This window comes from Sandarakinorhabdus sp. (genome assembly GCF_051860625.1).
Taxonomy (GTDB): Bacteria; Pseudomonadota; Alphaproteobacteria; order Sphingomonadales; family Sphingomonadaceae; genus Sandarakinorhabdus.
In genome coordinates, this window is the sequence record NZ_JBHYDQ010000001.1 from 223,368 (window position 1) to 246,054 (window position 22,687).

Annotated in this window: 22 protein-coding genes and 2 pseudogenes; 16 read left to right on the top strand and 8 right to left on the bottom strand. The window is 65.3% G+C overall.

Annotation, left to right across the window (positions count from 1 at the left end; genetic code table 11):
* Positions 1-10 precede the first annotated feature (10 nt).
* Entirely contained in the window at positions 11-751 is a 741-nt protein-coding gene (locus ACTIEZ_RS01080) for an EI24 domain-containing protein (protein ID WP_439544792.1), read from the bottom strand.
* A gap of 73 nt (positions 752-824) precedes the next feature.
* Here ACTIEZ_RS01080 and ACTIEZ_RS01085 point away from each other — a divergent pair, with 73 nt between their 5' ends.
* Positions 825-1,826, top strand: a complete 1,002-nt coding sequence (locus ACTIEZ_RS01085) for an adenosine kinase (protein ID WP_439544793.1) — start codon at positions 825-827, stop codon at positions 1,824-1,826.
* Between the two features lie 248 nt (positions 1,827-2,074).
* Here ACTIEZ_RS01085 and ACTIEZ_RS01090 read toward each other — a convergent pair whose 3' ends face one another.
* Positions 2,075-3,649, bottom strand: a complete 1,575-nt coding sequence (locus ACTIEZ_RS01090) for an amino acid permease (protein WP_439544794.1) — start codon at positions 3,647-3,649, stop codon at positions 2,075-2,077.
* Between the two features lie 203 nt (positions 3,650-3,852).
* Between ACTIEZ_RS01090 and ACTIEZ_RS01095 the strand changes: the two genes are divergently transcribed.
* Genes ACTIEZ_RS01095 through ACTIEZ_RS01110 form a run of 4 tightly spaced genes read left to right on the top strand, consistent with a single transcriptional unit; the run spans position 3,853 to position 8,729 of the window.
* Positions 3,853-5,070, top strand: coding sequence for a hydrolase (locus tag ACTIEZ_RS01095; RefSeq protein WP_439545076.1), 1,218 nt, complete (start codon positions 3,853-3,855; stop codon positions 5,068-5,070).
* Entirely contained in the window at positions 5,067-6,077 is a 1,011-nt protein-coding gene (locus tag ACTIEZ_RS01100) for an arginine N-succinyltransferase (RefSeq protein ID WP_439544795.1), read from the top strand. Before ACTIEZ_RS01095 ends, ACTIEZ_RS01100 begins: the two co-directional genes overlap by 4 nt.
* Entirely contained in the window at positions 6,064-7,464 is a 1,401-nt protein-coding gene (gene astD, locus ACTIEZ_RS01105; protein WP_439544796.1) for a succinylglutamate-semialdehyde dehydrogenase, read from the top strand. Before ACTIEZ_RS01100 ends, astD begins: the two co-directional genes overlap by 14 nt.
* On the top strand, positions 7,461-8,729 hold the full coding sequence (locus tag ACTIEZ_RS01110) for an N-succinylarginine dihydrolase (protein ID WP_439544797.1): 1,269 nt from the start codon (positions 7,461-7,463) through the stop codon (positions 8,727-8,729). Before astD ends, ACTIEZ_RS01110 begins: the two co-directional genes overlap by 4 nt.
* Here the strand turns inward: ACTIEZ_RS01110 and ACTIEZ_RS01115 are convergent.
* From ACTIEZ_RS01115 to ACTIEZ_RS01125, 3 genes and pseudogenes are all read right to left on the bottom strand, one after another.
* Positions 8,719-8,829: pseudogene (locus ACTIEZ_RS01115) on the bottom strand (PEPxxWA-CTERM sorting domain-containing protein); the annotation flags it as partial. The gene ACTIEZ_RS01110 and the pseudogene ACTIEZ_RS01115 overlap by 11 nt on opposite strands.
* 36 nt (positions 8,830-8,865) lie before the next feature.
* Positions 8,866-9,990: pseudogene (locus ACTIEZ_RS01120) on the bottom strand (choice-of-anchor tandem repeat GloVer-containing protein); the annotation flags it as partial.
* Between the two features lie 114 nt (positions 9,991-10,104).
* Positions 10,105-11,544: an AMP nucleosidase gene (locus ACTIEZ_RS01125; protein ID WP_439544798.1), complete on the bottom strand. Its 1,440-nt coding sequence runs from the start codon at positions 11,542-11,544 to the stop codon at positions 10,105-10,107.
* Positions 11,545-11,627: 83 nt separating this feature from the next.
* On the opposite strand from ACTIEZ_RS01125, the gene ACTIEZ_RS01130 reads away from it, so the two are divergent.
* The 3 genes from ACTIEZ_RS01130 (at position 11,628) to ACTIEZ_RS01140 (ending at position 13,994) form a co-directional block, all read left to right on the top strand.
* Positions 11,628-12,776, top strand: a complete 1,149-nt coding sequence (locus ACTIEZ_RS01130) for an acyl-CoA dehydrogenase family protein (RefSeq protein WP_439544799.1) — start codon at positions 11,628-11,630, stop codon at positions 12,774-12,776.
* A 169-nt stretch (positions 12,777-12,945) separates the two neighbouring features.
* Positions 12,946-13,473, top strand: a complete 528-nt coding sequence (locus ACTIEZ_RS01135) for a PEPxxWA-CTERM sorting domain-containing protein (RefSeq protein WP_439544800.1) — start codon at positions 12,946-12,948, stop codon at positions 13,471-13,473.
* Positions 13,474-13,583: 110 nt separating this feature from the next.
* Complete coding sequence (locus tag ACTIEZ_RS01140; protein WP_439544801.1) at positions 13,584-13,994, top strand: DUF423 domain-containing protein; 411 nt, start codon at positions 13,584-13,586, stop codon at positions 13,992-13,994.
* 44 nt (positions 13,995-14,038) lie between these two features.
* Here ACTIEZ_RS01140 and ACTIEZ_RS01145 read toward each other — a convergent pair whose 3' ends face one another.
* Together ACTIEZ_RS01145 and ACTIEZ_RS01150 are read right to left on the bottom strand one after the other, a co-directional pair.
* Positions 14,039-14,815 (bottom strand): class II aldolase/adducin family protein, encoded by a 777-nt coding sequence (locus ACTIEZ_RS01145; protein WP_439544802.1) that lies wholly within the window; start codon positions 14,813-14,815, stop codon positions 14,039-14,041.
* Positions 14,816-14,840: 25 nt separating this feature from the next.
* On the bottom strand, positions 14,841-15,011 hold the full coding sequence (locus ACTIEZ_RS01150) for a DUF2256 domain-containing protein (RefSeq protein WP_439544803.1): 171 nt from the start codon (positions 15,009-15,011) through the stop codon (positions 14,841-14,843).
* Between the two features lie 70 nt (positions 15,012-15,081).
* Between ACTIEZ_RS01150 and ACTIEZ_RS01155 the strand changes: the two genes are divergently transcribed.
* The 8 genes from ACTIEZ_RS01155 (at position 15,082) to ACTIEZ_RS01190 (ending at position 21,162) form a co-directional block, all read left to right on the top strand.
* On the top strand, positions 15,082-16,692 hold the full coding sequence (locus tag ACTIEZ_RS01155; RefSeq protein ID WP_439544804.1) for an alkaline phosphatase D family protein: 1,611 nt from the start codon (positions 15,082-15,084) through the stop codon (positions 16,690-16,692).
* 20 nt (positions 16,693-16,712) lie between these two features.
* Positions 16,713-17,657, top strand: coding sequence for an alpha/beta hydrolase family protein (locus ACTIEZ_RS01160; protein ID WP_439544805.1), 945 nt, complete (start codon positions 16,713-16,715; stop codon positions 17,655-17,657).
* Positions 17,658-17,714: 57 nt separating this feature from the next.
* The gene (locus tag ACTIEZ_RS01165; RefSeq protein ID WP_439544806.1) at positions 17,715-18,134 is read left to right on the top strand and encodes an abscisic acid-deficient protein Aba4 family protein; all 420 of its coding nucleotides are present in this window, start codon (positions 17,715-17,717) and stop codon (positions 18,132-18,134) included.
* Positions 18,131-18,340: a DUF1289 domain-containing protein gene (locus ACTIEZ_RS01170; protein WP_439544807.1), complete on the top strand. Its 210-nt coding sequence runs from the start codon at positions 18,131-18,133 to the stop codon at positions 18,338-18,340. The genes ACTIEZ_RS01165 and ACTIEZ_RS01170 overlap by 4 nt, the downstream gene beginning before the upstream one ends.
* Positions 18,337-19,344 carry an LLM class flavin-dependent oxidoreductase gene (locus ACTIEZ_RS01175; RefSeq protein WP_439544808.1) on the top strand — a complete coding sequence of 336 codons (1,008 nt, stop codon included), beginning with the start codon at positions 18,337-18,339 and terminating at the stop codon, positions 19,342-19,344. Before ACTIEZ_RS01170 ends, ACTIEZ_RS01175 begins: the two co-directional genes overlap by 4 nt.
* Positions 19,345-19,415: 71 nt before the next feature.
* On the top strand, positions 19,416-19,862 hold the full coding sequence (locus tag ACTIEZ_RS01180) for a UDP-N-acetylglucosamine--LPS N-acetylglucosamine transferase (protein WP_439544809.1): 447 nt from the start codon (positions 19,416-19,418) through the stop codon (positions 19,860-19,862).
* Positions 19,859-20,350 (top strand): glycosyltransferase, encoded by a 492-nt coding sequence (locus ACTIEZ_RS01185; protein WP_439544810.1) that lies wholly within the window; start codon positions 19,859-19,861, stop codon positions 20,348-20,350. Before ACTIEZ_RS01180 ends, ACTIEZ_RS01185 begins: the two co-directional genes overlap by 4 nt.
* Positions 20,347-21,162 (top strand): acyl-CoA thioesterase, encoded by an 816-nt coding sequence (locus ACTIEZ_RS01190; RefSeq protein WP_439544811.1) that lies wholly within the window; start codon positions 20,347-20,349, stop codon positions 21,160-21,162. The genes ACTIEZ_RS01185 and ACTIEZ_RS01190 overlap by 4 nt, the downstream gene beginning before the upstream one ends.
* Positions 21,163-21,216: 54 nt before the next feature.
* On the opposite strand, the gene ACTIEZ_RS01195 is transcribed toward ACTIEZ_RS01190, so the two are convergent.
* Positions 21,217-22,680, bottom strand: coding sequence for a hypothetical protein (locus ACTIEZ_RS01195; RefSeq protein ID WP_439544812.1), 1,464 nt, complete (start codon positions 22,678-22,680; stop codon positions 21,217-21,219).
* Between the last annotated feature and the right edge of the window lie 7 nt (positions 22,681-22,687).

The window sequence follows — 22,687 nt, forward strand, 5'->3', positions numbered from 1 at the left end:
TCTTGAGTTGCTAGTTGGGCCTGAGTGAGGATTGGCGGACGTCTTTAGGCCGCTCGCCCTGTTGCTCCGCTTCTCGCTCTCTGTGAAACAAATGTGTCGCCATCATTGCCCCCACGGCTGGCGCGACCAGATTTAGCACTGGCACCGCGAACAGCAGCGCCGTCGCCAGCCCGATGCCCCAAGAGTCCCATTTGTGTCGATCCGGCCAGGCGCGGGATTCGCCCAAGGGCACGTGGCGAGCGGCGACGGCCTCCAGATATTCGCGGCCCAGTGCCCAGCCGTTGGCGATGATGAACAGGAACAGCGGGCCGACCGCCGTCACCAGCAGCACGACATAGGCGGGCAGCAGCGCCAGGTTGATCAACGCCACCCGCATCGCGGCGCGGCCGCCCATGGCCAGCTCCACCCCCAGGCCCAGCGCGTGGCCCTGCTCCTTTGGGTAATAACGCTGCTCGACGGCGATAATGAGTTCGTCCTGCCACATCGCCATCACCGCGGTGGCGATGCTGGTGAAGCCCAGCCAGGTGAGCAGCATCGACAGGATGAACGCTGTCGCCTCCCCGGCGCCGGCCCGCCAGAAACGCTGCAGCCAATCGGGCCAGCCGGTGGTGGGCACCATGTCTACCCCGGTGAAGATCGCCCAGGCCAGCGCGCCGAATAGCAGGAGCGTGAGCAGCAGCGCACGCAACAGCACGCGGCGGATGGGGGCATCCCATAGTTGCGCAAAGGCGAGGATGAAGGCGGCGGGCACCAGGACTCGCTAGGGTCTGTGCAGCTTGGGAGCAAGCGGCTATGCGACCACCACACAATGTCCGGAGCTACGTATGACCAGCAACCGCCGTTTCGATATTCTTGCCATGGGCAATGCCATTGTTGACGTGATCAGCAGCGAGACGCCGGATTTCCTGACCAGCCGCAGCATCCCGCACGGATCGATGCGGCTGATCGATGCGGTGGAGGCGGAGGCCTTGTATGCCGCGATGGCGCCGGGCCGGCAGATCAGCGGCGGATCGGCGGCAAACACGGTGGCGGGCGCCGCCGGGATGGGGGCGCGCACGGCATTTGTCGGCCGGGTTGCCGATGATCAACTCGGCGAATTCTTCACCCATGATATTCGCGCCGCCGGTGTGCATTTCGCCACTGCGCCGGCCACGGGGGGGCGGCCGACGGGCCGCTGCCTGATCCTGGTGACGCCCGATGGCGAGCGCACAATGAACACCTATCTGGGCGCCTGCCAGGAACTGGATGCGACCGATCTGGATGCGGCGATGGTGGCCGATGCCGGCATTCTTTATCTGGAAGGCTATTTGTGGGACCCGGCGGCGCCGCGTGCCGCCATGCAGGCGGCGATCAAGGTGGCGCGCGAGGCGGGCAACAAGGTGGCCTTCACGCTTTCGGACGTGTTTTGCGTGACCGGCCATCGCGCCGATTTCCGCGATTTGCTGAGCCAACATGTCGATATCATGTTCGGCAACGAGAATGAGGTGAAGTCGCTGTACGAGACCGACGATCTGGATGCGGCGATGGCGCAGTTGGCGACCCAGGCCTGCATCACGGTGGTGACGCGCAGCGAAAAGGGCGCGGTGGTGATCGGCGGCGGGCAGCACACACAGGTGCCCGGCGAGAAGGTGGCGCGGGTGGTGGATACCACCGGCGCTGGCGATCTGTTTGCCGGGGGATTTCTGGCCGGGCTGGTGGCGGGCCGGCCGCTGCCGGATTGCGCGCGCATGGGCTGCATCGCGGCGGCCGAGGTGATTTCGCATTTCGGGGCGCGGGCGGAGGCGGATCTGGCCAAATTGGTGGCGGGGAAGCTGGGAAACGTCTGAAGACAGGCTCGCTCTGAGCCTGTCGAAGGGTCCGCGGGGCGCGAGCGCGCGTCTGGATCGGGGACACGGCCGGCAGCGGAGCTGCCGAGTCCATGTGGGCTTGAAGAAAAGAAGAAAGAAAGCGCGCGGCAGAGCCGCGCCGTCAGACGAGTCAAAAAAGGCGGCCTGTTGGGGCCGCCTTTTTCGCTCGCTGTCCGTGCTTGCGCGAGTCGGCAAATAGCTGCGCTATTTGCGCGCCGCGCTGCGCCTTAAGCGTCTTTCCCACCCGGCGTGTTGATGCCCGGCAACGGCGCCACGCCCTGCGGCGGCACATCATCATCCAGTTCGCCGATTTCCATCCGGCCGTGCGCCATGTTGGACCGGCTGCGGCCATAGAGGAAATAGAAGACCATGCCGATCGCGCCCCAGCCGAAGAACACCAACTGCGCCTCCACCGACAGGAAGGCGAACAGCAGCAGGCAGCCGGCCGCCGCCAAGGGCGCGACCACCCACACCGCCGGGGTGCGGAACACGCGCTGACGGTTCGGATCGCTGCGGCGCAGGGCCATGATGGCCAGCGCCACGAAGAAGAAGGCGCACAGCGTGCCGCCGTTCGACACCGCCGCCAGCTGCCCAACCGGGAAGAAGGCTGCCGATACCGCCACGCCCACGCCGGTGATGATCGTCACCACGTGCGGCGTCTTGTATTTCGGGTGTACCTTCGACAGCGCAGCCGGCAACAGGCCATCACGGCTCATCACGAAGAACACGCGGGTCTGTGCGAACATCATCATCAACACCACCGACGGCAGCGCGAAGCCGGCCGCGAGGCCAAGCACATTGCCGATGCCTGGATAGCCGATCATGCGCAGCACATGCGCCAGGGCTTCTTTCGAACAGGCCACCGGCAGCACGTCTTCGGCATAGGTGGCGCATTGCCGGGCCAGTTCGATGCTGCCCGGATACAGGGCTTCGCCGTTCGGGCCGGGCACCGGCTGCGCGCCATAGGAGCCGATGACGCCGGCGCCGACCAGCATGTAGAACACGGTGCAGATCACCAGGCTGCCGACGAGGCCGATCGGGATATTCTTTTGCGGATCCTTGGTTTCCTCGGCCGCGGTGGACACCGCATCAAAGCCGACAAAGGCAAAGAAGATGATGGCGGCAGCCGAAATCGCGCCGGTGGTGCCGAGCGGCAGGAACGGCACGAAATTGTCGGACTGCGCCGCCGGCACCGCCAACGCCACGAACGCCGCCAGCGCTGCGACCTTCACGGCGACCAGCACGGCATTGACCTGGGCGCTTTCCTTGGTGCCGATCACCAGCAGCCAGGTGACGGCCAGCGCGATGATCACGGCCGGCAGATTGATGATGCCACCGGCATAAGGCCCGTTCACCAGCGCCGCCGGCAAGGAAATGCCGGCAAAATTCTGAATGACGCCAACCATATAGCCTGACCAGCCTACCGCCACCGCGGAGGCCGCGACCGCATATTCCAGCACCAGTGCCCAGCCGACGATCCAGGCCAGGATTTCGCCGAAGGTGGCATAGCTGTAGGTGTAGGCGCTGCCCGACACCGGCACCATCGCGGCGAGTTCGGCGTAGCACAGCGCCGCCAGCCCGCAGACCAGCGCCGAAATCACGAAGCTGATCAACATGCCCGGCCCGGCCAGCTGCGCGGCTTCGGCGGTGAGCACGAAAATGCCGGTGCCGATGATGCCGCCAATGCCCAGCATGGTGAGCTGAAACGCCCCCAGCGAGCGGGTGAGGGCCTTGCGCTTGGCGGTGGCCAGAATCGCATCCAGCGATTTGACCCGCCATTTGTTACCGACAGTGGTGCTCAACGAGAATCCCCTCAAGTCGTCTGTCAGCGCTGGCGTCCCCTCGACACCCGCGCAATTGTCATGGGGCCGTCATGCCCAGCAAGCATGCTCCCGGTCAAGGTGGCAGTGTTCCCCGGTTTTGCTGCCCGCTCTTGTGCTTTCGATAACAAATTATTCTTGCAGTTTGGTGGATCACACGCCACTCTGCGCCGATGTCCAGCGCCATGCTGCCCCTGACTGCGGCCGAAACCGCCGTGCTTGCCCGTATCGACGGCCAGCGGGCCGCCTTGCTGGCCGAGATCGAGGCATGGGCTGCAATCAATTCCGGCAGCCAGAATCTGGCCGGGCTGGCGTGCATGGCCGATGTGCTGGCTGAGGCTTTCGCGCCACTGGGCGGCGAAATCGCCCGCGTGGCGGCCGCGCCGGCCAGTCGCATCGATGCCGACGGCCGCGAAGTCGCCATGGCGCACGGCGACAATCTGCATATCGTCAAGCGCGCCGACGCCCCGGTGCGCGTGCTGCTGACCGGGCATATGGACACGGTGTTCGGCGCCGATCATCCGTTTCAGGCCTGCCGCTGGCTGGATGGGGACACGCTGAACGGCCCCGGCACCGCCGACATGAAGGGCGGCATCGCCGTGCTGAAGGCGGCGCTGACGGCGTTGGAGGCCAGCCCGTTCGCCGATCAATTGGGTTGGGAAATCGTGCTGAACAGCGACGAGGAAGTCTCCTCGCCCGGTTCCGCGCCCTTGCTGGTTGCGGCGGCGCGGCGCTGCCATCTGGGCCTGACTTATGAACCGGCATTGCCCGACGGCACGCTGGCCGGGGCGCGGGCGGGATCGGGCAATTTTTCCGCCAGCATTCATGGCCGCGCGGCGCATGCCGGGCGCAACCCGCAGGACGGCCGCAACGCGATTGTTGCCGCGGCCGATCTGGCGCTGCGGCTGACGGCGGTTTCGGGGGATGATCTGTCGGTGAATCCGGCACGCATCGATGGCGGCGGGCCGAACAATATCGTGCCGGATATGGCCGTGCTGCGCTGGAACATGCGGCCGCGATCGGGCGCTGCGCAATTGCGGGCCGAGGCCGGCATCAACGCCGCCGTCGCCGAAGTGGCGGTGGCGCATGAGGTGTTGATCCATGTGCATGGCCGCTTTGCGCGCCCGCCCAAGCCGCTGGATGCCAACCAGTTGCGCCTGTTCGAACTGGTGCAGAGTTGCGGCGCGGCGCTGGGGCTGGGCATTTCGTGGCGCGACACCGGCGGGGTGTGCGATGGCAATAATCTGGCCGCGACGGGCCTGGCCGTGGTCGATACGCTGGGGCCGCGCGGCGGCGCCATCCACAGTGCAGACGAATTTCTGTGCGCCGATTCGCTGGAGGAGCGCGCCAAGCTGTCGGCATTGATCCTGATGCGCGTCGCGCAACACGGGTGGCAGCGATGAGCCTGTGGCGGGTGCGTCCGGCGCGCAGTGACGATCTGCCGGCCATTGTGGCGCTGGCCGAATTGACCGGTGGCGGTTTCACCAATCTGCCGGCCGACGAAGCCTCGCTGGCCCGCCGTATCGCCTGGTCCGACGCCAGTTTCGCGCGCAGCGAAGACGCGCCGCACGATGAGCTTTATCTGTTGCTGCTGGAGGAAGTGCCCACTGGCCGGATCGGCGGCACTGCCATGCTGTTCAGCAAGATCGGCACGGCCTGGCCCTTCTACAGTTATAAATTGTGCACGCTCACCCAGACCAGCCGTGAGCTGGCCCGCACCTTCCGCATCCAGTTCCTGTCTTTGACCAGCGATTTCGATGGCGCATCGGAAGTGGGCGGGCTGTTCCTGCATCCGGACATGCGCCGCGGCGGCATGGGGCGGCTGCTGGCGCGCGCGCGCTATCTGTTCATCGCCCAGCACCGTGCGCGCTTTGGTGACCGGGTGATTGCCGAGCTGCGCGGGGTGATGGACGCGGAGGGCAATTCGCCGTTCTGGGATGCGCTGGGGCGGCAATTTTTCGGGCTGTCGTTTCCGGAGGCCGACCAGTTCAATGCCATCAACGGCAACCAGTTCATTGCCGATCTGATGCCACGCCACCCGATCTATACCGCTCTGCTGCCCGAAGCCGCGCGCGCCGCCATCGGCCAGCCGCATGGCAGTGGCGGCGCCGCGCTGGCGATGCTGGCCGCCGAAGGCTTTGTATATGATAATTATGTCGATATTTTCGATGGCGGCCCCACCGTGGCGGCGCGCACCGACGATCTGAAGACCATCCGCACTGCCCGCGAAGATTCTGTGGCGCTGCTGGCCTATGGTGTGGACGCGCCGGACAACCTGGTGGCGAGCGGGCAGTTGCGGGACTTTCAGGCGTTTGTGGCGCCGGTGGGGGCAGGCGGGACGCTGGCGGCCGCCACTGCACATGCGCTGGGCATCGCCGCCGGCACCAGGATCCGTCATGCGCCCATCTGAGCTGATTTCCACCGATCCCTGCACGGGGGATGTGATCTGGACCGGCGCGACCGGCGGCGTGGCGCAGGCGGTTGCGGCGGCGCGTGCGGCGGCACCGGGCTGGGCGCGCACGGCGTTGGCGGATCGCATCGCCATCGTGCGGGCGTTCAAGGCGGCGGTGGAGGCAGAGGCCGACGGTTTTGCGCGCCTGATCGCGCGCGAGACCGGCAAGCCGTTGTGGGAAACCCGCACCGAAGTCGCCAGCGTGGCCGGCAAGGTGGAAATTTCGATCACCGCCCAGGCCGAGCGTGCCGGGGAACGCGCCGGTGAAGCTGCGGGCGTGCGCCAGGCGCTGCGCCACAAGCCGCATGGGGTGCTGGCGGTGCTGGGGCCGTATAATTTCCCCGCTCATCTGCCCAACGGCCATATCGTGCCGGCGCTGCTGGCCGGGAACACGTTGGTGTTCAAGCCATCCGAGCAGACGCCGGCAGTGGCGGATTTCATGGGGCGGCTGTGGGCGCAGGCCGGGCTGCCGGCGGGGGTGCTGAATTTCGTCCATGGCGGCGGTGATGTCGGCCGCGACCTGGCCGGTGCCGATATCGATGGCCTGTTGTTCACCGGGTCCGCGCATGTCGGCGCGGCGCTGGCCCGGCAGTTTGCCGACACACCGCAGCGCATCCTTGCGCTGGAGATGGGCGGCAATAATCCGTTGGTGGCATGGGACGTGAGCGACATCGACGCCGCCGCCGCGCTGGTGGCGCAATCGGCGTTCCTCTCCGCCGGGCAACGCTGCACCAACGCCCGCCGGTTGATCGTGCGGGATGGCGATGAGCGATTGCTTGCGGCAGTGCTGGGCCTTGCCGACCGCCTGATCGTCGGCGTGCCGTTCGATGAACCGCAACCGTTCATGGGGCCGGTGATTGCCAATGCCGCCGCAGACGGCTTGCAGCGCGGTTGGGATGCGCTGGTTGGCGGCGGCGGCAAGGTGCTGCGTCCGCTCAATCGCCCGCAGCCGGACCGGCCATTCCTGTCGCCAGCCGTGATCGATGTCACCGGCGGCACCCCGTCCGACGACGAACTGTTCGGGCCGATCCTGCAGATCATCCGCGTGCCCGATTGGGATGCTGCGATTGCCGCCGCCAACGCGACGCGCTTCGGCCTTGCCGCCGGGTTGATCGGTGGGGACACGGCGCTGTTCGATGATTTCTGGGCGCGCAGCCGGGCCGGCATCGTCAACTGGAATCGGCCGACCAATGGGGCTTCGTCGGCAGCGCCGTTCGGCGGGGTGGGCCACAGCGGCAACCATCGGCCCAGCGCCTATTACGCCGCCGATTATTGCGCCTTTCCGGTGGCGACGCTGGCCAGCGATACCCCAGCCGGCGCCATCACCACAGGCCTGATGCCATGATCCGCGAAATTAATTTCGACGGCCTGATCGGCCCCAGCCATAATTATGCCGCGCTCAGCCTGGGCAATCTGGCCAGCGCGCGCCATGCTGGGGCGACATCGCTCCCGCGCGCTGCGGCGTTGCAGGGCCTGGCCAAGATGCGCTTCGTGATGGGGCTGGGGCTATGCCAAGGCTTTCTGCTGCCGCTGGATCGGCCCGATGCGCATTTCCTGCGTGCCATGGGCTTTGCCGGCAGCGACGAGGCCGTGATCGCCCGCGCCGCGGCCGCCGATCCGCGTCTGTTCGCCATCGCCTGTTCGGCCAGTTCGATGTGGACCGCCAATGCCGCCACCGTCTCGCCCGCCGCCGACACCGCGGATGGCCGCTGCCACATCAGCGCCGCCAATCTGTCACGCATGGCGCACCGCAGCATCGAGCACGGCCAAACCCATGCGCAACTCAGCTTGGCCTTTGCCGATCCGGCCTTCGCCGTACACGCCGCGCTGCCGGCCGCGTTCGGCGATGAAGGCGCCGCCAATCACATGCGCCTGTGCAGCGCCCATGACGCGCCGGGCGTCGAAATCTTCGTGTATGGCGAGGAAGGCGGCCGCTTTCCCGCCCGCCAGCACCGCAAGGCCAGCGAAGCCATCGCGCGGCGTCATGGCTTGGCGCCGGACCGCACCATCTTTGCGGCGCAAAGCCAATATGCCATTGATGCCGGTGCGTTCCACAATGATGTCGTCGCGGTGGCTAATGGCCATGTGCTGTTTGCCCATGAACAGGCGTTTGCCGATGCCGCTGCGTTGAAGGCCGATCTCGCCCGCCTGATGCCGGACGCGCATTATATCGAAGTGCCGGCCAGCGCGGTCAGCCTGGCCGACGCGATCAGCTCCTATCTGTTCAACAGCCAGTTGCTCACCCTGCCCGATGGCAGCATGGCGCTGGTGCTGCCGACGGAGGCCGAGGAAACGCCGAGCGTGAAGGCGTATCTGGCGACCGTGGTGGCAGGCAACGGCCCGATCAGCGCGGCGCATTTCGTTGATGTGCGCGAATCCATGCAGAACGGCGGCGGCCCGGCCTGCCTGCGCCTGCGGGTGGTGGCCGATCCGGGCCAGGTGGATGCGCGGTTTCTGCTGGATGACGCCAAGGCCGACCGGCTGGAGCGGCTGGTGGAACGCTGGTGGCCAGAATGCATCGCGCCGGCCGACATGGCGAACCCGGATTTGTGGGCGCAGGTGAAGACAGCGCGGGCAGCGTTGCTGGCGGAGGTAGGGGTCAGCCTCTAATGCGGACCACCTGCCGCCGGCGCCGCGCCGCAGCTCCCACCACACCGAAGCCGACGATCAGCATCGCCCAACTTGCCGGTTCCGGCACTGCTCCCGGTGCCGGGTTGGCTCCCGGTGCCGTGATTGCGAAGCCAGTCCCTGACAGTTTGAACACCGTCCCAAAGCCTATCACGCCGTCACTCGACGTTGTTCCATACAGATTTCCCAGTTCATCCGCGGTCAAACTGCCATAGGGCCGTTCACCGTCCTGTGAATTAAAATGATGCAAGGTTGAAAAATCGCCGTCTTGCGAAATTCGAAATATCGTTCCACTATTGAAGTGGCCGCCAATTATCGTTGTTCCATAAAGAGCACCGGCAGCATCAGCAATCAATCCGCCCCATGGATTATGACCATTGTTTCCGTCGAAATCGAACAAGCTGGTTAAATTCCCGTCGTGGGAAAATTTGAATATATTTCCATAACCGGCGCCCCCACTCTGCGTAGTGCCATATAGGACGCCCGATGAATCAAACACAAATCCACCGATACCGTACCGCCCATTGCTTCCGTCGAAATTTGCTAGCGTGGTTAATGTACCGGTGTCGCTTACGCTGAACAGTGTCCCCCAACCAAACTCCCCTCCGGAGCTTGTTGCGCCGTAAAGTTGTCCATTTGGACCTCTAGTTAACCTCCCATTTGGTGTTCCGCCATTACCCTCCAGATCAAAGCTCGCCAGATTTGAAAACGCGCCGCCGCTGGTGAGGCTGAATACAGTTCCCCAACCGCCGGGGCCTCCGCCTGATGTCGTGCCATATAATGTACCGGATTCGTCAAAAGTTAAGCCACCGACCGGTCCCGCGCCGTTTTCTCCGTCAAAATTGACGAGGGTGGTCAGTTGGGTCGTCAGTTGCACATTGGTGGTGAGACGGAAAACTGTCCCGCTGTTAAACGCGCCACCCGAAATTGTTGTTCCGTACAACACGCCGTTCGAGCCAAACGTCAACGCCCTTGGGTTCGCTCCATTTGTAATGTCGAAATTCACAACAAGATTGAGCGGGCCGCCCTCCCTGATACTGAAGATGGTTCCATTATTGGTCGACCCACCGATGTTGGTCGTGCCGTAGAATGTGCCATCCGAATCTCTCACCAAACCACTAAATGGAGCGCCCCCCGTCGTCGCAAGATCAAATCGTGCCAATGTCGTTAGTGTTGCCGCATTGGACGAAGCGTGAGGGAGAAAAGCAGCCGCAGCGCACAATAAAGTGTAAATTGCTTTCATGGCCAATTTCTCCAAGCTCTCGCTGCAAGCGGAATGTCAAATAATTGACTTGGAGAAACCGCATAGTCAATCGGACTGAAATTATAATTTAATGACGATGTCCAGAAAGCGTTTTCACCGGAACGGCGGCTCGTCGAACGCGCGCAGTTTGCGGCTGTGCAGCGCCGGGCCTTCGTCGCGCAGGATCATCATGGCTTCGATGCCGATCTGCAGATGTTCGGAAATCGCGCCTTCATAAAAGCGATTGGCCTGGCCGGGCAGCTTGATCTCGCCGTGCAGTGGCTTGTCGGATACGCACAGCAAGGTGCCGTAGGGCACCCGGAAGCGATAGCCCTGGGCGGCGATGGTGGCGGATTCCATGTCGATCGCCACTGCGCGCGACTGGTTGAAGCGCAGCGAAGAACGTGAATAGCGCAGTTCCCAGTTGCGATCGTCGGTGGTGACCACGGTGCCGGTGCGCAGCCGGGGTTTCAGATCGTCGCCGCGCTTGCCGGTGACTTTTTCGGTGGCGAGTTGCAGGGCCTTTTGCACTTCGGACAGTGCCGGGATCGGAATCTCGGGCGGCAGCACATCATCCAGCACATGATCGTCGCGCAGATAGGCGTGGGCGAGCACATAATCGCCGATGGCCTGGCTGGGGCGCAGGCCGCCGCAATGGCCGATCATCAGCCAGGCTTCGGGGCGCAGCACGGCGAGGTGATCGCAGATCGTCTTGGCATTGGCCGGGCCGACACCGATGTTGACCAGGCTGATGCCGGTGCGGTTTGGACCCGTAAGGTGCCAGGCTGGCATCTGGTTCTTGCGCCAGGCGAAATCCGCCGCGGCCCTGTCGGGATCGGGATTGTCGGCGGTGATATCCAGCCCACCGGGGCAGGCCAGCCGCGTGTAATGGTCCCCCAGATTGCGGCAGGCCCAGCGTACGAATTCATCGACATAGCGGTGATAGTTGGTGAGCAGGATATAATGCTGAAAATCCTCCGGCGCAGTGCCGGTGTAGTGTTTCAGCCGGGCCAGCGAAAAATCGGTACGCGGGCCATCGAACAGCGCCAGCGGGCGCTGCTCGACGCGAAAATCCTCCCACAGGCCATCGGCCAGTTCATCGCCGATCTGCTGCAATTCGGTGGTGGGGAAATGCCGGGCCAACTCGGCCGCCGCCACGCCTTCCAGATTGAGATCGGCGGCGCCATCCAGCACATAGGGATAGGGAATCTCCACCTCCGACCGGCCAACGGTGACGGTCACATCATAATCCGCCATCAGCAGGCCGAGCTGCTCCTCCAGATAGGCGCGATACATCGCCGGGCGGGTGATGGTGGTGGCATAGGAACCGGGGCGGTTGAGCCGCGCAAAGGCGCGTATGGGGCGCGATGCCCGGCGGACACCGGAAAATTCCAGCCGCAGTTCCGGATAGGCCCAATCGCCGCGTACCCGGCTGCTGCCGTCGGGCACCAGATTGTCGTCGATATAATGTTTCAGCGCCGAACGCAGCGCTGCGGTGGATTGCAGGTGAATATCGACCAACTGGTCGACGATATCGGACGGAACAATAGTCATTGCGCGCCTGTTGCACGATCTGCCGCGGCGTTTCCAGCCCCGCTCGGCTTTTCAGGCCGCGCGCTGGCCTGTAGAGCAAGCGCATGAGCCAATTCGATCTGACCGACGACCAGAAGGCGATTCAGGAGGTGGCGCGCCGCTTCACCGCCGAAGCCATCACGCCCCATGCCGCGCGCTGGGATGCGGAGCATCATTATCCCAAGGACGTGGTGCAGGCGGCCGCCGGGCTGGGCTTTGGCGCCATCTATGTCTCCGAAGCGGGTGGCGGCATTGGGCTGGGCCGATTGGAAGCCGCGCTGATCATGGAGGCGATGGCGCACGGCTGCCCCAGCACATCGGCGTTCATTTCGATCCACAACATGGCCGCCTGGATGATCGATGCCTATGGCAGCCCCGAATTGCAGGCGAAATATCTGCCGGCGCTGGTGACGATGGACAGCATCGCCAGCTATTGCCTGACCGAGCCGGGATCGGGATCGGATGCCGCCGCGCTGAAAACCCGCGCGGTGCGGGATGGTGATGATTATATCGTCAGCGGATCGAAGGCGTTCATTTCCGGCGGCGGGGTGAATGATCTTTATGTCACCATGGTGCGCACCGGGCAGGACGGACCGAAAGGCATTTCCTGCCTGGTCATTGAAAAGGACATGCCGGGCGTGAGCTTTGGCGCGCCGGAACGCAAGCTGGGCTGGCGATCGCAACCTACGGCGCAGGTGAATTTCGATGGCGTGCGGGTGCCGGCGGAAAATCTGGTTGGCGCCGAGGGCCAGGGCTTTGCCATCGCCATGGCGGGGCTGGATGGCGGCCGGCTGAATATCGGCGCATGCAGCCTGGGCGGCGCACAGCGCGCGCTGGATGAAGCCATCGCCTATACCCGCCAGCGCCAGCAGTTCGGCAAGGCGATTGCGGATTTCCAGGCGACGCAGTTCACCCTGGCCGATATGGCGACCGAATTGGCAGCGGCGCGCGCCCTGCTGTATCAGGCCGCAGTGAAGGTGAGCGAAGGCGCGCCCGACAAGACGATGTTTGCCGCCATGGCCAAGCGGTTTTCCACCGATGCCGGCATGGCCATTGTCGATCGCGGCCTGCAGTTGTTCGGCGGCTATGGCTATCTGATGGATTTCCCGATGGAGCGCCTGTTCCGCGATCTGCGTGTCCACCAGATTTTGGAGGGCACCAACCAGATCATGCGGATGATCACCGCCCGCGAAATGCTGCGCCACAGCAATTGAGGGTTTCTGTAAGGCAAGCCTTACAAGCTTGCGACCACGAATGCGCCGCGATTCGCGATAGGCTGGGCAAGTCGTTGAAATAACGTGTGCCATGCAAGATTAACCATTCTGGCACAGGGATTGCTCCACAATGGTGTGCCACAGGCGCGCTTTGGGGAACAATGTCATCATGAAGTCTTTGCTTTTGCTTGTGACCGCTGCCACGCTGTTGTCGGCTGCGCCTGCCGCCGCCATTACCGGCTTCACCCTGGCCAACACCAATGAGGGCGATGGCTTCGTGATCGAACTCTCGTCGGTTCGTTTCGATCTGTTCAGCAGCAATAATTTCCAATTCGACGTCCTGACGACCTATTCCGCGGTGGCAACGACCAATTTCACTCTGTCTGGCCAGTTCCGTTACCTGACCCGGGATATTGACGGCAGCAATTTCGACCGCGCTGGTTACTTCATCAACAATGATTTCGTTCAGCTTTCCCAAGATGACATGCTGCAATACAGCTATAATTTCGGCACCTATAGTTTTGATGTGCAGGCGGGTGATACCTACGGTTTCTACATGTTTTCCAATGACAGCTTTGGCGGCCGGGCCATCCTCACCATCGGCGCGATTCCGGAGCCGTCGAGCTGGGCAATGCTGATCGCCGGCTTCGGCCTGGTGGGCGCGAGCCTGCGCCGCCACCGCGCTATCGCGGCCTGAAACAAGTTCGCGCCGTCGCGGCCTGATCCGTACCAACATGCAATGAAGCCCCCCGCATCGATTGGCGCGGGGGCTTTTCTTTTGGGCGGCGGCAGTCAATGGTCGGGGCTATGACCAGCGCTCCGCCAGCCCCTGCCCCCCGCGCCCGCCCCCGTTATCTGCCGGCCTTTGCTTGCCTGAATGCGGTGATCGCGCTGGCGTTCGGCACCTTTGCCGCGCACGGCATCAAGGATCCCCAGGCCCGCGACTGGATCATGACCGGCGTGATGTTCCAGTTGCCGCATGTCGCCGCGGTGTTCGGCCTGCTCGGCTGGCGCAATTCGCCGCTGGTGCACAGCGGCGCCTGGGCAGTGAGCATCGGCAGCTTCATCTTCGCGATGGATCTGAACCTGCTGGCCATGGGCGCCCCACGCTGGGTGGCCGCGCTGGCCCCGGCCTGCGGCACCGCCATGTTGTTCGGCTGGCTGTGGCTGGCGGTGATCGCCTTTGCCGGCGACGCGCTGAAGCGGTTCGAGGATTAAGCCCATCCCCGGCCCCTCCCGCACCCGGGAGGGGCGAAGACGCCTCAATCCCGGAAGCTCGGGTCCATCCGGTCAAGCTTGCGCAGCAGCGCCGGCCACGCCAGCAGGTTGCCGACCATTTTCAGCCCGTTCTTGCCCTGCCCGGCGGCCTTTTCCGGCGTGCCCTGTGGCGGGTGGTTGATCAGATCCTGGCCGCCGGCCAGCGCCAGGCATTGCGCTTCGCAGGCGCGCTCCAGGAAATACATCTTGATGAACGCCTCGCCCACCGTCTCGCCCACGGTCAGCGTGCCATGGTTGCGCAGGATCATCGCCGTCTTGGTCGGGCCCAGATCCTGCACCAGCCGTTCGCGCTCCTCCAGATCGGTCGCGACGCCTTCGTAATGATGGTAGGTCACTTCGTCGCGGATCAGCATCGCGGTCTGCGTCAGCGGCATCAGGCCTTCGCTGTGGGCCGATACCGCCTGGCCGTGCGGCGTGTGCAGATGGATCACGGCATGGGCATCCTCGCGCGCCATGTGGATGGCGCTGTGGATGGTGAATCCGGCAGGGTTGGTCATGTACGGCGTTTCCATCACCGGATTGCCGTGCACGTCGATCTTGACGAGGCTCGACGCAGTGATCTCTTCGAACATCAGATTATAGGGGTTGATCAGGAAATGATGCTCCGGCCCCGGAATCCGCACGCTCAGGTGCGTGAAGATCAGATCATCCCAGCCGTGATGCGCAACCAGGCGATAGGCAGCGGCGAGATCGACTCGCAGCGCCCATTCCTCCGCCGAGACCTGATCCTGCACACTCTGCGGCTTCAATTGTGTGGCCATCGTGATTCCTCCCAGATATTTTGCACTATCCTGCACCATTTGCCTTGGCACGCAAATAGGCGCCGGACCGGCACGCGTCGGAGCAATATCTCACATTGTCCCAATCCTTGGCCCATTTCTTGCGCCAGGCGAACGGCCGGGCGCACGCCGCGCAGTCCTTGGTGGGCAGATCGGCCTTGCGGCGCATTTTCGCCATGGCACGCATATCCTCGAAATTGTCACAATAACCGGTTTATTGGCGGCAGGGCTTTAAAGGGGAATCTGCCATGCGTCCTGCCATTGATCGTCGCGCCTTCCTGACCGCAACCGCCGCCGGCCTGATCCTGCCGGTGCGCCCGGCGCTGGCTCGCCTGTGGCCGGGCAGCGGTTTCACCCATGGCGTGGCGTCTGGCCACCCCGGCGCCGGTGCCGTCACGGTTTGGACGCGCTATGCCAGTGTCACCGGGGTTGCGACCACCCTCAAGGTCGAAGTCGCCGAAGATGAAGCCATGCGCCGCATCATCGCACGGGCCGAAGCCGTGGCCGGCGCGGAAACCTGGGGCACCGCGCAGGTGCGCCTTGCCGGTCTGCCGGAAGGCCGCTGGCTGTGGTATCGCTTCACCGCGCCCGACGGCACGCAATCGATCGTGGGCCGCACCAAGACGCTGCCCACCGGCAAGATCGACCAGTTGAAACTGGCGGTATTGTCGTGCTCCAACCGGCCGTTCGGGCATTTCAATGCCTATGCCCATGCCGCGGCCCGCGATGACATCGATGCTGTCATCCATCTGGGCGATTATATCTATGAATATCGGCAAGGCACCTATCCCGAAACCGTGATGCCGGGCCGCGAGATCTTGCCGACCAACGAAATCACCATGATCGATGATTATCGCCAGCGCTATGCCAGCTATCGCGCCGATCCGGGCCTGCAGGCCATCCACGCCCGTTTCCCGATGATCGCCATCTGGGATGATCATGAATTCGCCAACGACACCTGGAAGGCCGGCGCCGAAAACCACCAGAGCGATGAAGGCGATTTCTTCCTGCGCCGTGATGCCGCGGTGAAGGCGCACCGCGAATGGCTGATGACGCCGGACACCTATTGGAATCGCTATGATTTCGGCAATCTTGTGTCGATCCTGACGCTGGATACCCGCATGTCGGGCCGTGACCAGCAGCTCGATCTGGGCGCGGCGCTGCGCGGCGGCATGGATGGCATCAAGGCCTTTGCCGGCGGCGAATGGCAATCGCCCACCCGCACCCTGCTGGGCAGCGAGCAGGAAGCCTGGTTCGCCCAGGAAATCGCCGCCAGCGTGAAAAGCGGGCAGCGTTGGCAACTGGTGGCGCAGCAGGTGGTGATGGGCGATCTGTTCACGCCGAAACAGGCGGTGGAATGGCTTGGCCCCGATGCCGATGCCCGCGCTGTCGGTTATGTGAAGGCCGGGCTGGCCGCCGCGCAGGCCGGCATCCCCGGCGCGCAGGACATGTGGAGCGGCTACCCGCAGGCGCGCCGCCGCTTCCTGAAGGCGATGGCCGATGCCGGCGCCGACCCGATCGTCATTGCCGGCGACAGCCACAATGCCTGGGCGTTCAACCACAGCCTGGACGGCAAGCCGGTGGCGGCCGAATTCGGCGTGCAGTCGGTCACCTCGCCCGGCTATGAGCAGGCGCTGAAGGCCGATCCGGCAGTGATCCGCGCCGGCCTGATGCAAAGCTCGCCGGGCCTCACCTGGTGCGACACCGCCCGCCGCGGCTATCTCACCCTGTCGTTCACGCCGGCCGAAACCCGCTGCGATTTCGTGTTCATGGAAACCATCAAGACGGTTTCCACCGCCACCGGCACCGGCCAGGCTGCGGTGGTAAAGCACGGCAAGCGGCAGATGACGCTGGTCTGATCCATGGCTATGGTGGCCGGATGCTTGTGCGTTCGGCCCCCCTGCTGCTGCTGCTTGCGCTTGTCGCGGCGGCGCCGGCCCATGCGCTGAGTTGCGAAGGACTGTGGCGCGACAATCTGCGCGGCCGCGATGTGCCGGTGCGCATCACGCTGCCGGATCGCGGCACCAATTTGCCGGCGGTGCTGTGGACGCCGGGGCTGGGCGGCGGGGTAGGTAACGCCAACCGTTATGTCAGCGCTTGGACCGCCGCCGGTGTCGCCGTGGTGCGCGTGCAGCATCCGGGCAGCGATGCCGCCGTTTATGCCAAGGTCGGCACGCCCGCGGAGCGCAACGCCCGCGTGCGCGCCGGCTACACCCCGGCGCAGGTGCTGGCGCGGATCGGCGATATCGGCTTTGTCGTTGATGAACTGAGCCGGCGCCGCCGCGAAGGAGCCTGCGATTTGCGGCATATCGATCCGCAGCGGCTGGGCCTGGCCGGCCACAGCATGGGCGGTTGGGTGGTGCAGGCCATCGCCGGGCAGCGCGACGCCAATGGCGAGACCCCGGCGCTCGATCGCCGCTTCCGCGCCTTCATCGCGATGAGCACCACCGGCCCCGCCGATCCGGCCGCTGCCGCCCGCGCCTTTGGCGGCATCGGCCGGCCCATGCTGGTTGTCACCGGCACCCGCGACGGCATTCCCGCCAACGCCCCACCCGAAATCGCCGCGCGCGAGATCGCCGAGCGCAGCGCGCCCTACATCGGTGGACCAGCGGACGGCCGCAAGGCCCTGCTGATCCTCGCCGACGCCGGACACATGGTCTTTGCCGGCGACAATGGCCGCAATCCGGTTGAAACCGGCATGCAGGACCGTATTGCCGCCGTCACCAGCCTGTGGTGGCGCCGCTGGCTGCTGGGCGATGAGCGCGTGGATACCGCGCTCGCCAAGCCGGCGCTGCTGGCGGGGGATGTTTGGGAGCGCAAGTGAGGCGTGGCAGGCGGCCATGCTTGACCAGGTGGGGCCACCCCGCCACTGTCAGGCACCATGACACCGGACAGCCTGTTCCAGATCGCCAGCGCGGCCGTGTTGCCGGGCTGGCTGGCGCTTGCGCTGGCGCCGCTGGCCCGGGCGCGCTGCGTGGCGATCGCGCGGATCATCGCGGTGCTGTTGTCCGGCCTGTATGTCTCGTTGCTGGTGGCGGGGTTGGCCGGCGAAGGCCCGCCGGCCGGCGCCGGTTTCGACACGCTGGACGGCGTGCGCCTGCTGCTGTCGTCCCCGGCCGCGCTGCTGGCGGGCTGGGTGCATTATCTGGTGTTCGATCTGTGGGTGGGCAGTTGGGAGGCCGAGGATGATGCATTACCGCATTGGCTGCTGCTGCCCTGCCTGGCGCTGACCTTCCTGGCCGGGCCGACCGGGCTGCTGCTTTACCACCTGCTCAAGGCCGCGCGAAAGCTGCGGACATGACCGAGGCCCGCCCCACCGAATCGCGGACTGTCGCCAGCCCGTGCACCAACGTCTGCCGCATCGACCGGCGCAGCGGCTGGTGTGAAGGCTGTCGGCGCAGCGTGGACGAAATCACCCGCTGGTCGATTGCCAGCGATGACGAACGCCGCGCCATATTGGCAGCGCTGCCGGGGCGCACCATCCCGAAGCGGAGCCCGTGGCGATGATAAATCTTTCCGTGCTCGACCAGACGCCGATTGCGCAAGGCATGACGCCGGCGCAGGCGCTGGCCAACAGCATCGATCTGGCGCGACACTGCGAAGCGCTGGGCTATCACCGCCACTGGCTGGCCGAACATCATGCCAGCCATGCGCTGGCCGGCGCGGCGCCGGAAATATTGATCGGCGCCGTCGCCAGTGCCACCAGCCGCATCCGCGTCGGTTCGGGCGGCGTGATGCTGCCGCATTATTCGCCGCTGAAGGTTGCCGAACAGTTCAGCCTGCTCGCCGGCCTCCATCCCGGCCGCATCGATCTGGGCCTGGGCCGGGCGCCGGGCAGCGACCAACGCACCGCCATCGCGCTGCAGCAGGACCGGCGCCACTATGCGCCCAACAATTTCCCGCAGCAGCTGGCCGAGCTGATCGGTTATCTGGAGGGCAGCCTGCCCGACGATCACCCGTTTGCCCCCTATGCCGCCACCCTGCCCGGCCAGCCGCATGCGCCGGAGCCGTGGGTGCTGGGCTCGTCGGCCGACAGTGTCGCCTTTGCGGCCGACATGGGCCTGCCCTATTGCATCGCCGATTTCATCGCGCCGCGGCAGGGCGCGCTGGCGGCGGAATATCGCGACCGCTTTGTGGCCCGTCATCCCGGCGATGTGCCACGGGTGATGGTGGCAGTGTGGACCATCTGTGCGCAAACCGATGCCGCCGCCCAGCGGCTGGCCGCGCCGGCGCGGATGATGTTCGCCCACATGATGATGGGCAAATCCATCGCCGTGCCCGATCCGGATGTGGCAGTTGCCTGGCTCGCCGACCGGCCGGAGGTGGCGCGCGGCTTTGCCAGCCGGCGGGTGGTGGCCGGCAGCCCTGCAACCGTTCGTGCCGGTCTTGCCGAGGTGGTGCGCGAATACCAGGCCGACGAGCTGATGCTGGTCAACATCCTGCACGGCCATGATGATCGCAAGGCGAGCTATACGCTGGCCATGGAAGCGATGCAGATGTTTGACGCCTGACGGGTGGATTTTGTGCAGTGCAGCGCCTAATCCCCCAGCCTTGAGCCACGGCCGAATCAGGGGAACAGGCAATGCAGCGGCGGGTGTTGGCAATCGCATCGGGGGGCGGGCATTTCGTGCAGTTGATGCGCCTGGCGCCGGCCTGGGCAGGCCATCGCGTGTCGATTGCCACCGTTGATCCCGATACACGCGTTCTGGCCGGTGATGCGCCGTTCTTCACCTTCCGCGATGTGTCGCGGGCCGATTGGTGGCGCATCCCGATCGCCACGCTGGATATCGCCCGCATCCTGATGAAGGTGCGCCCGCAGGTGATCATCACCACTGGCGCGCTGCCCGGCCTGATCGCGGCGGCGCTGGCACGGCCGTTCGGGGTGCGCAGCCTGTGGGTGGACAGCATCGCCAACAGCGAAGTCCTGTCCGGCAGCGGTGGCCAGGCCGGCCGGGTGTGCAACCAGGTGATCACCCAGTGGCCGCACCTCGCCGATGCAACAGTCGATCATTGGGGCAGCGTGTTGTGAGCGGTATCTTCGTGTCGGTCGGGTCGATGATGCCGTTCGATCGGCTGGTGGCCGCGATGGATGCGTGGGCCGCCGCCAACCCTGCAGTGCCGGTGCTGATCCAGATCGGCAAGGGCAGCCATGAACCGCGCCACGCCAAATGGGTGCGCACCCTGCCGCTGGCTGACTATCGGGCGCAGGTGGCGGACTGCGCCTTGTTCGTGGCGCATTGCGGCATGGGATCGATCATCACCGCGATCCAGGCCGGCAAGCCGATCCTGATGCTGCCACGGCTGCAGGCGCTGGGCGAGCATAACACCGATCACCAGCTCGCCACCGCCCGCCATGTCGGCATCCGCCCCGGCCTGCATGTCGCGGCTGATGCCGATGATCTGCAGGCGCGCGCCTCGGCCTTGCTGGGCAACGCGGGCCAGGCGCCAGCGCCGATTGCCACCCACGCCGATCCGGCCTTCACGGCGCGCATCCGCGCCTTTATCGAGGCGGCATGATCCCCCTGACCACGGGCGCTGCGCCCGGCCATTATCGCCTTACCGTTACCAAGCCCCTGTGTGTCGGCCCGCCCGACACGATGTTCATGTTTGGCGGCATGGGCCTGGCCAGCGCGCTGGCCGCGGTGGAGGCGCATACCGGCCGCCCGACCGTGTGGGCGGCGGCGCAATATCTGTCCTACGCGCGGCCCGGTACCGACCTTGATCTTGAGGTGATCGTGCCGGTCGCCGGCAAGCAGACCAGCCAGGCCCGCGTCATCACGCGTACAAGAAATCAGGGGGCCGGCGCGCAGGAAATCATCACGGTCAATGCCGCGCTGGGCAGCCGGCCGGACCATCAGCACCAGCAGTGGGCACAGATGCCGGCGGTGCCGCCACCGCAGGATTGCCCGGAAATGACCATCCGCTGGACGCGCGATCCCGATGATCTGAACAGCCATTTCGACCGCCGTGTCGCCCATGGTCATTTCGGCGCCGAGCGGGGCACCGCGCCGCCCTCGGCGGATGGCGTTGGCCGGCTGTGGGTGCGACCCAGCGACCCGGCCACGCCCATCGATCGGCTGGCGCTGGCAGTGATGGCGGATTTCCTGCCGTCGGGCGTCGGCAATGCGCTGGGCGCCCATGCCGGCGGCAACAGCCTGGACAACACCATCCGTTTCATGACCATCGTGCCGACCGAATGGGTGCTGGCGGACATGCGCATCCATGCCGTTCATGCCGGTTTCGCCCATGGCCGTGTGCATCTGTTTGCCCAGGATGGCACATTGATGGCCACCGCCAGCCAGAGCATGATCGTGCGCTTTCACGGCTGAGCTTATGCCGCTGCGGGCGTCGTCGTGAGGCGCAGGATCTGGTTTGCCGCCGCCTTACGCCACCCGCGCCAGCGTTCCCGTCTCGCCGCCACTGGCGCGGCCGACGGTGAGATTGCTCAGGGCCAGCCCGACCAGTTCCGGGCTGAGCGCTGGCGCCACCCCCTTGAAGCGGGCCGACGCAATGACCTGTTCGATCAGAAAGCGCGGCTGATAGGCGGCAAGGTCGAGGCCCTGCGCCACCGTCAGTTCGCGCTCGATCGCCATGATCTCATGCTCTTCGGCCGGCACGCCGTGGCTGTTGGCGACGCCCTTGAAGATGCGGCGCCAGGCCGGCGGCGATGGCGGGCCGATCTCCATCTTGTAGGGGATACGGCGCAGGAAGGCCGGATCCATCAGATCGGCCGGTGACAGGTTGGTGGAGAAGATCACCACCGTCTGGAACGGCACCCGAAAACTCTTGCCGGTGGCAAGCTTGAGATAATCGACCTTGTTTTCCAGCGGCACGATCCAGCGGTTGAGCAGGGCGGTGGGGGAGACCATCTGGCGGCCGAAATCGTCGATCAGCAGGCAGCCGCCGGCCGCCTTCATGTGCAGCGGCGCCACATAGAAATTGCCGCCGACCTCATGCTTCAGATCGAGCATTTCCATGGTCAGTTCACCGCCGGTGATGATGAACGGGCGGCGGCAGGCGACGAACCGGCCATCGGCTTCGTCGCGGTACAAGGAGGTGGCAACCAGGCGCGGGCGGGTGGCGGCATCCTTGTCGACCGGCGCATGCACATCGGGATCATAGACGGTCATCACCTGGCCTTCGACCAGCACCGCATGCGGGATGTGGATGATGTGGCGGAACACGCGTTCCAGCCGCTGCGCCACCGATGTCTTGCCGTTGCCGGGCGGGCCATACATCAGCACGGCGCGGCCCGAGGTGATCGCCGGGCCGAGCTTGTCGACCAGGGCATCGGCGACCTCCAGCCCCTCGAACGCCCCGCGCATGCGCGGCACGTCGATGACTTCGTTGGTCACCTTCTGGCGTTCCAGCCAATGGGCATAAACCTCCAGCGGCACCGGCGCCGGGCCGAGATAGCCGGATCGCTCCAGCGCTTCGCGCGCCCGCGCCTTGCCGGCGCCCGTCAATTCGTGGCGCAGCATCAGGCCGCTGCCGCCCAGTGCCGCCACCAGTTGCCCGCGCACCGCCCCCTCCAGCAGATCGGTGATCAACCGCGGGGACAGACGCATCACGCCGGCCAGATCGGCCACGGTTTCGGCCGGGCCGATGAACAGCAGTTTCAGCATCAGATCGATCAGGAAATTCTCGGGGATGCCGGTTTCCTGCAGGGTGGCTGGCTCAACCGGCACGCCGTCGCAAAATTGCGCCAGTTCCGCTTCGGTGATGGCGCCCACGGCGACGAGATTGGGGCCGAGGCGGCCGCCTTCATCATATTGCCGGTCGATGGCGCGTGCGATATCCGCATCGCTCACCAGCCCGGCGGCCACCAACAATTCACCGATACGCATGACGACC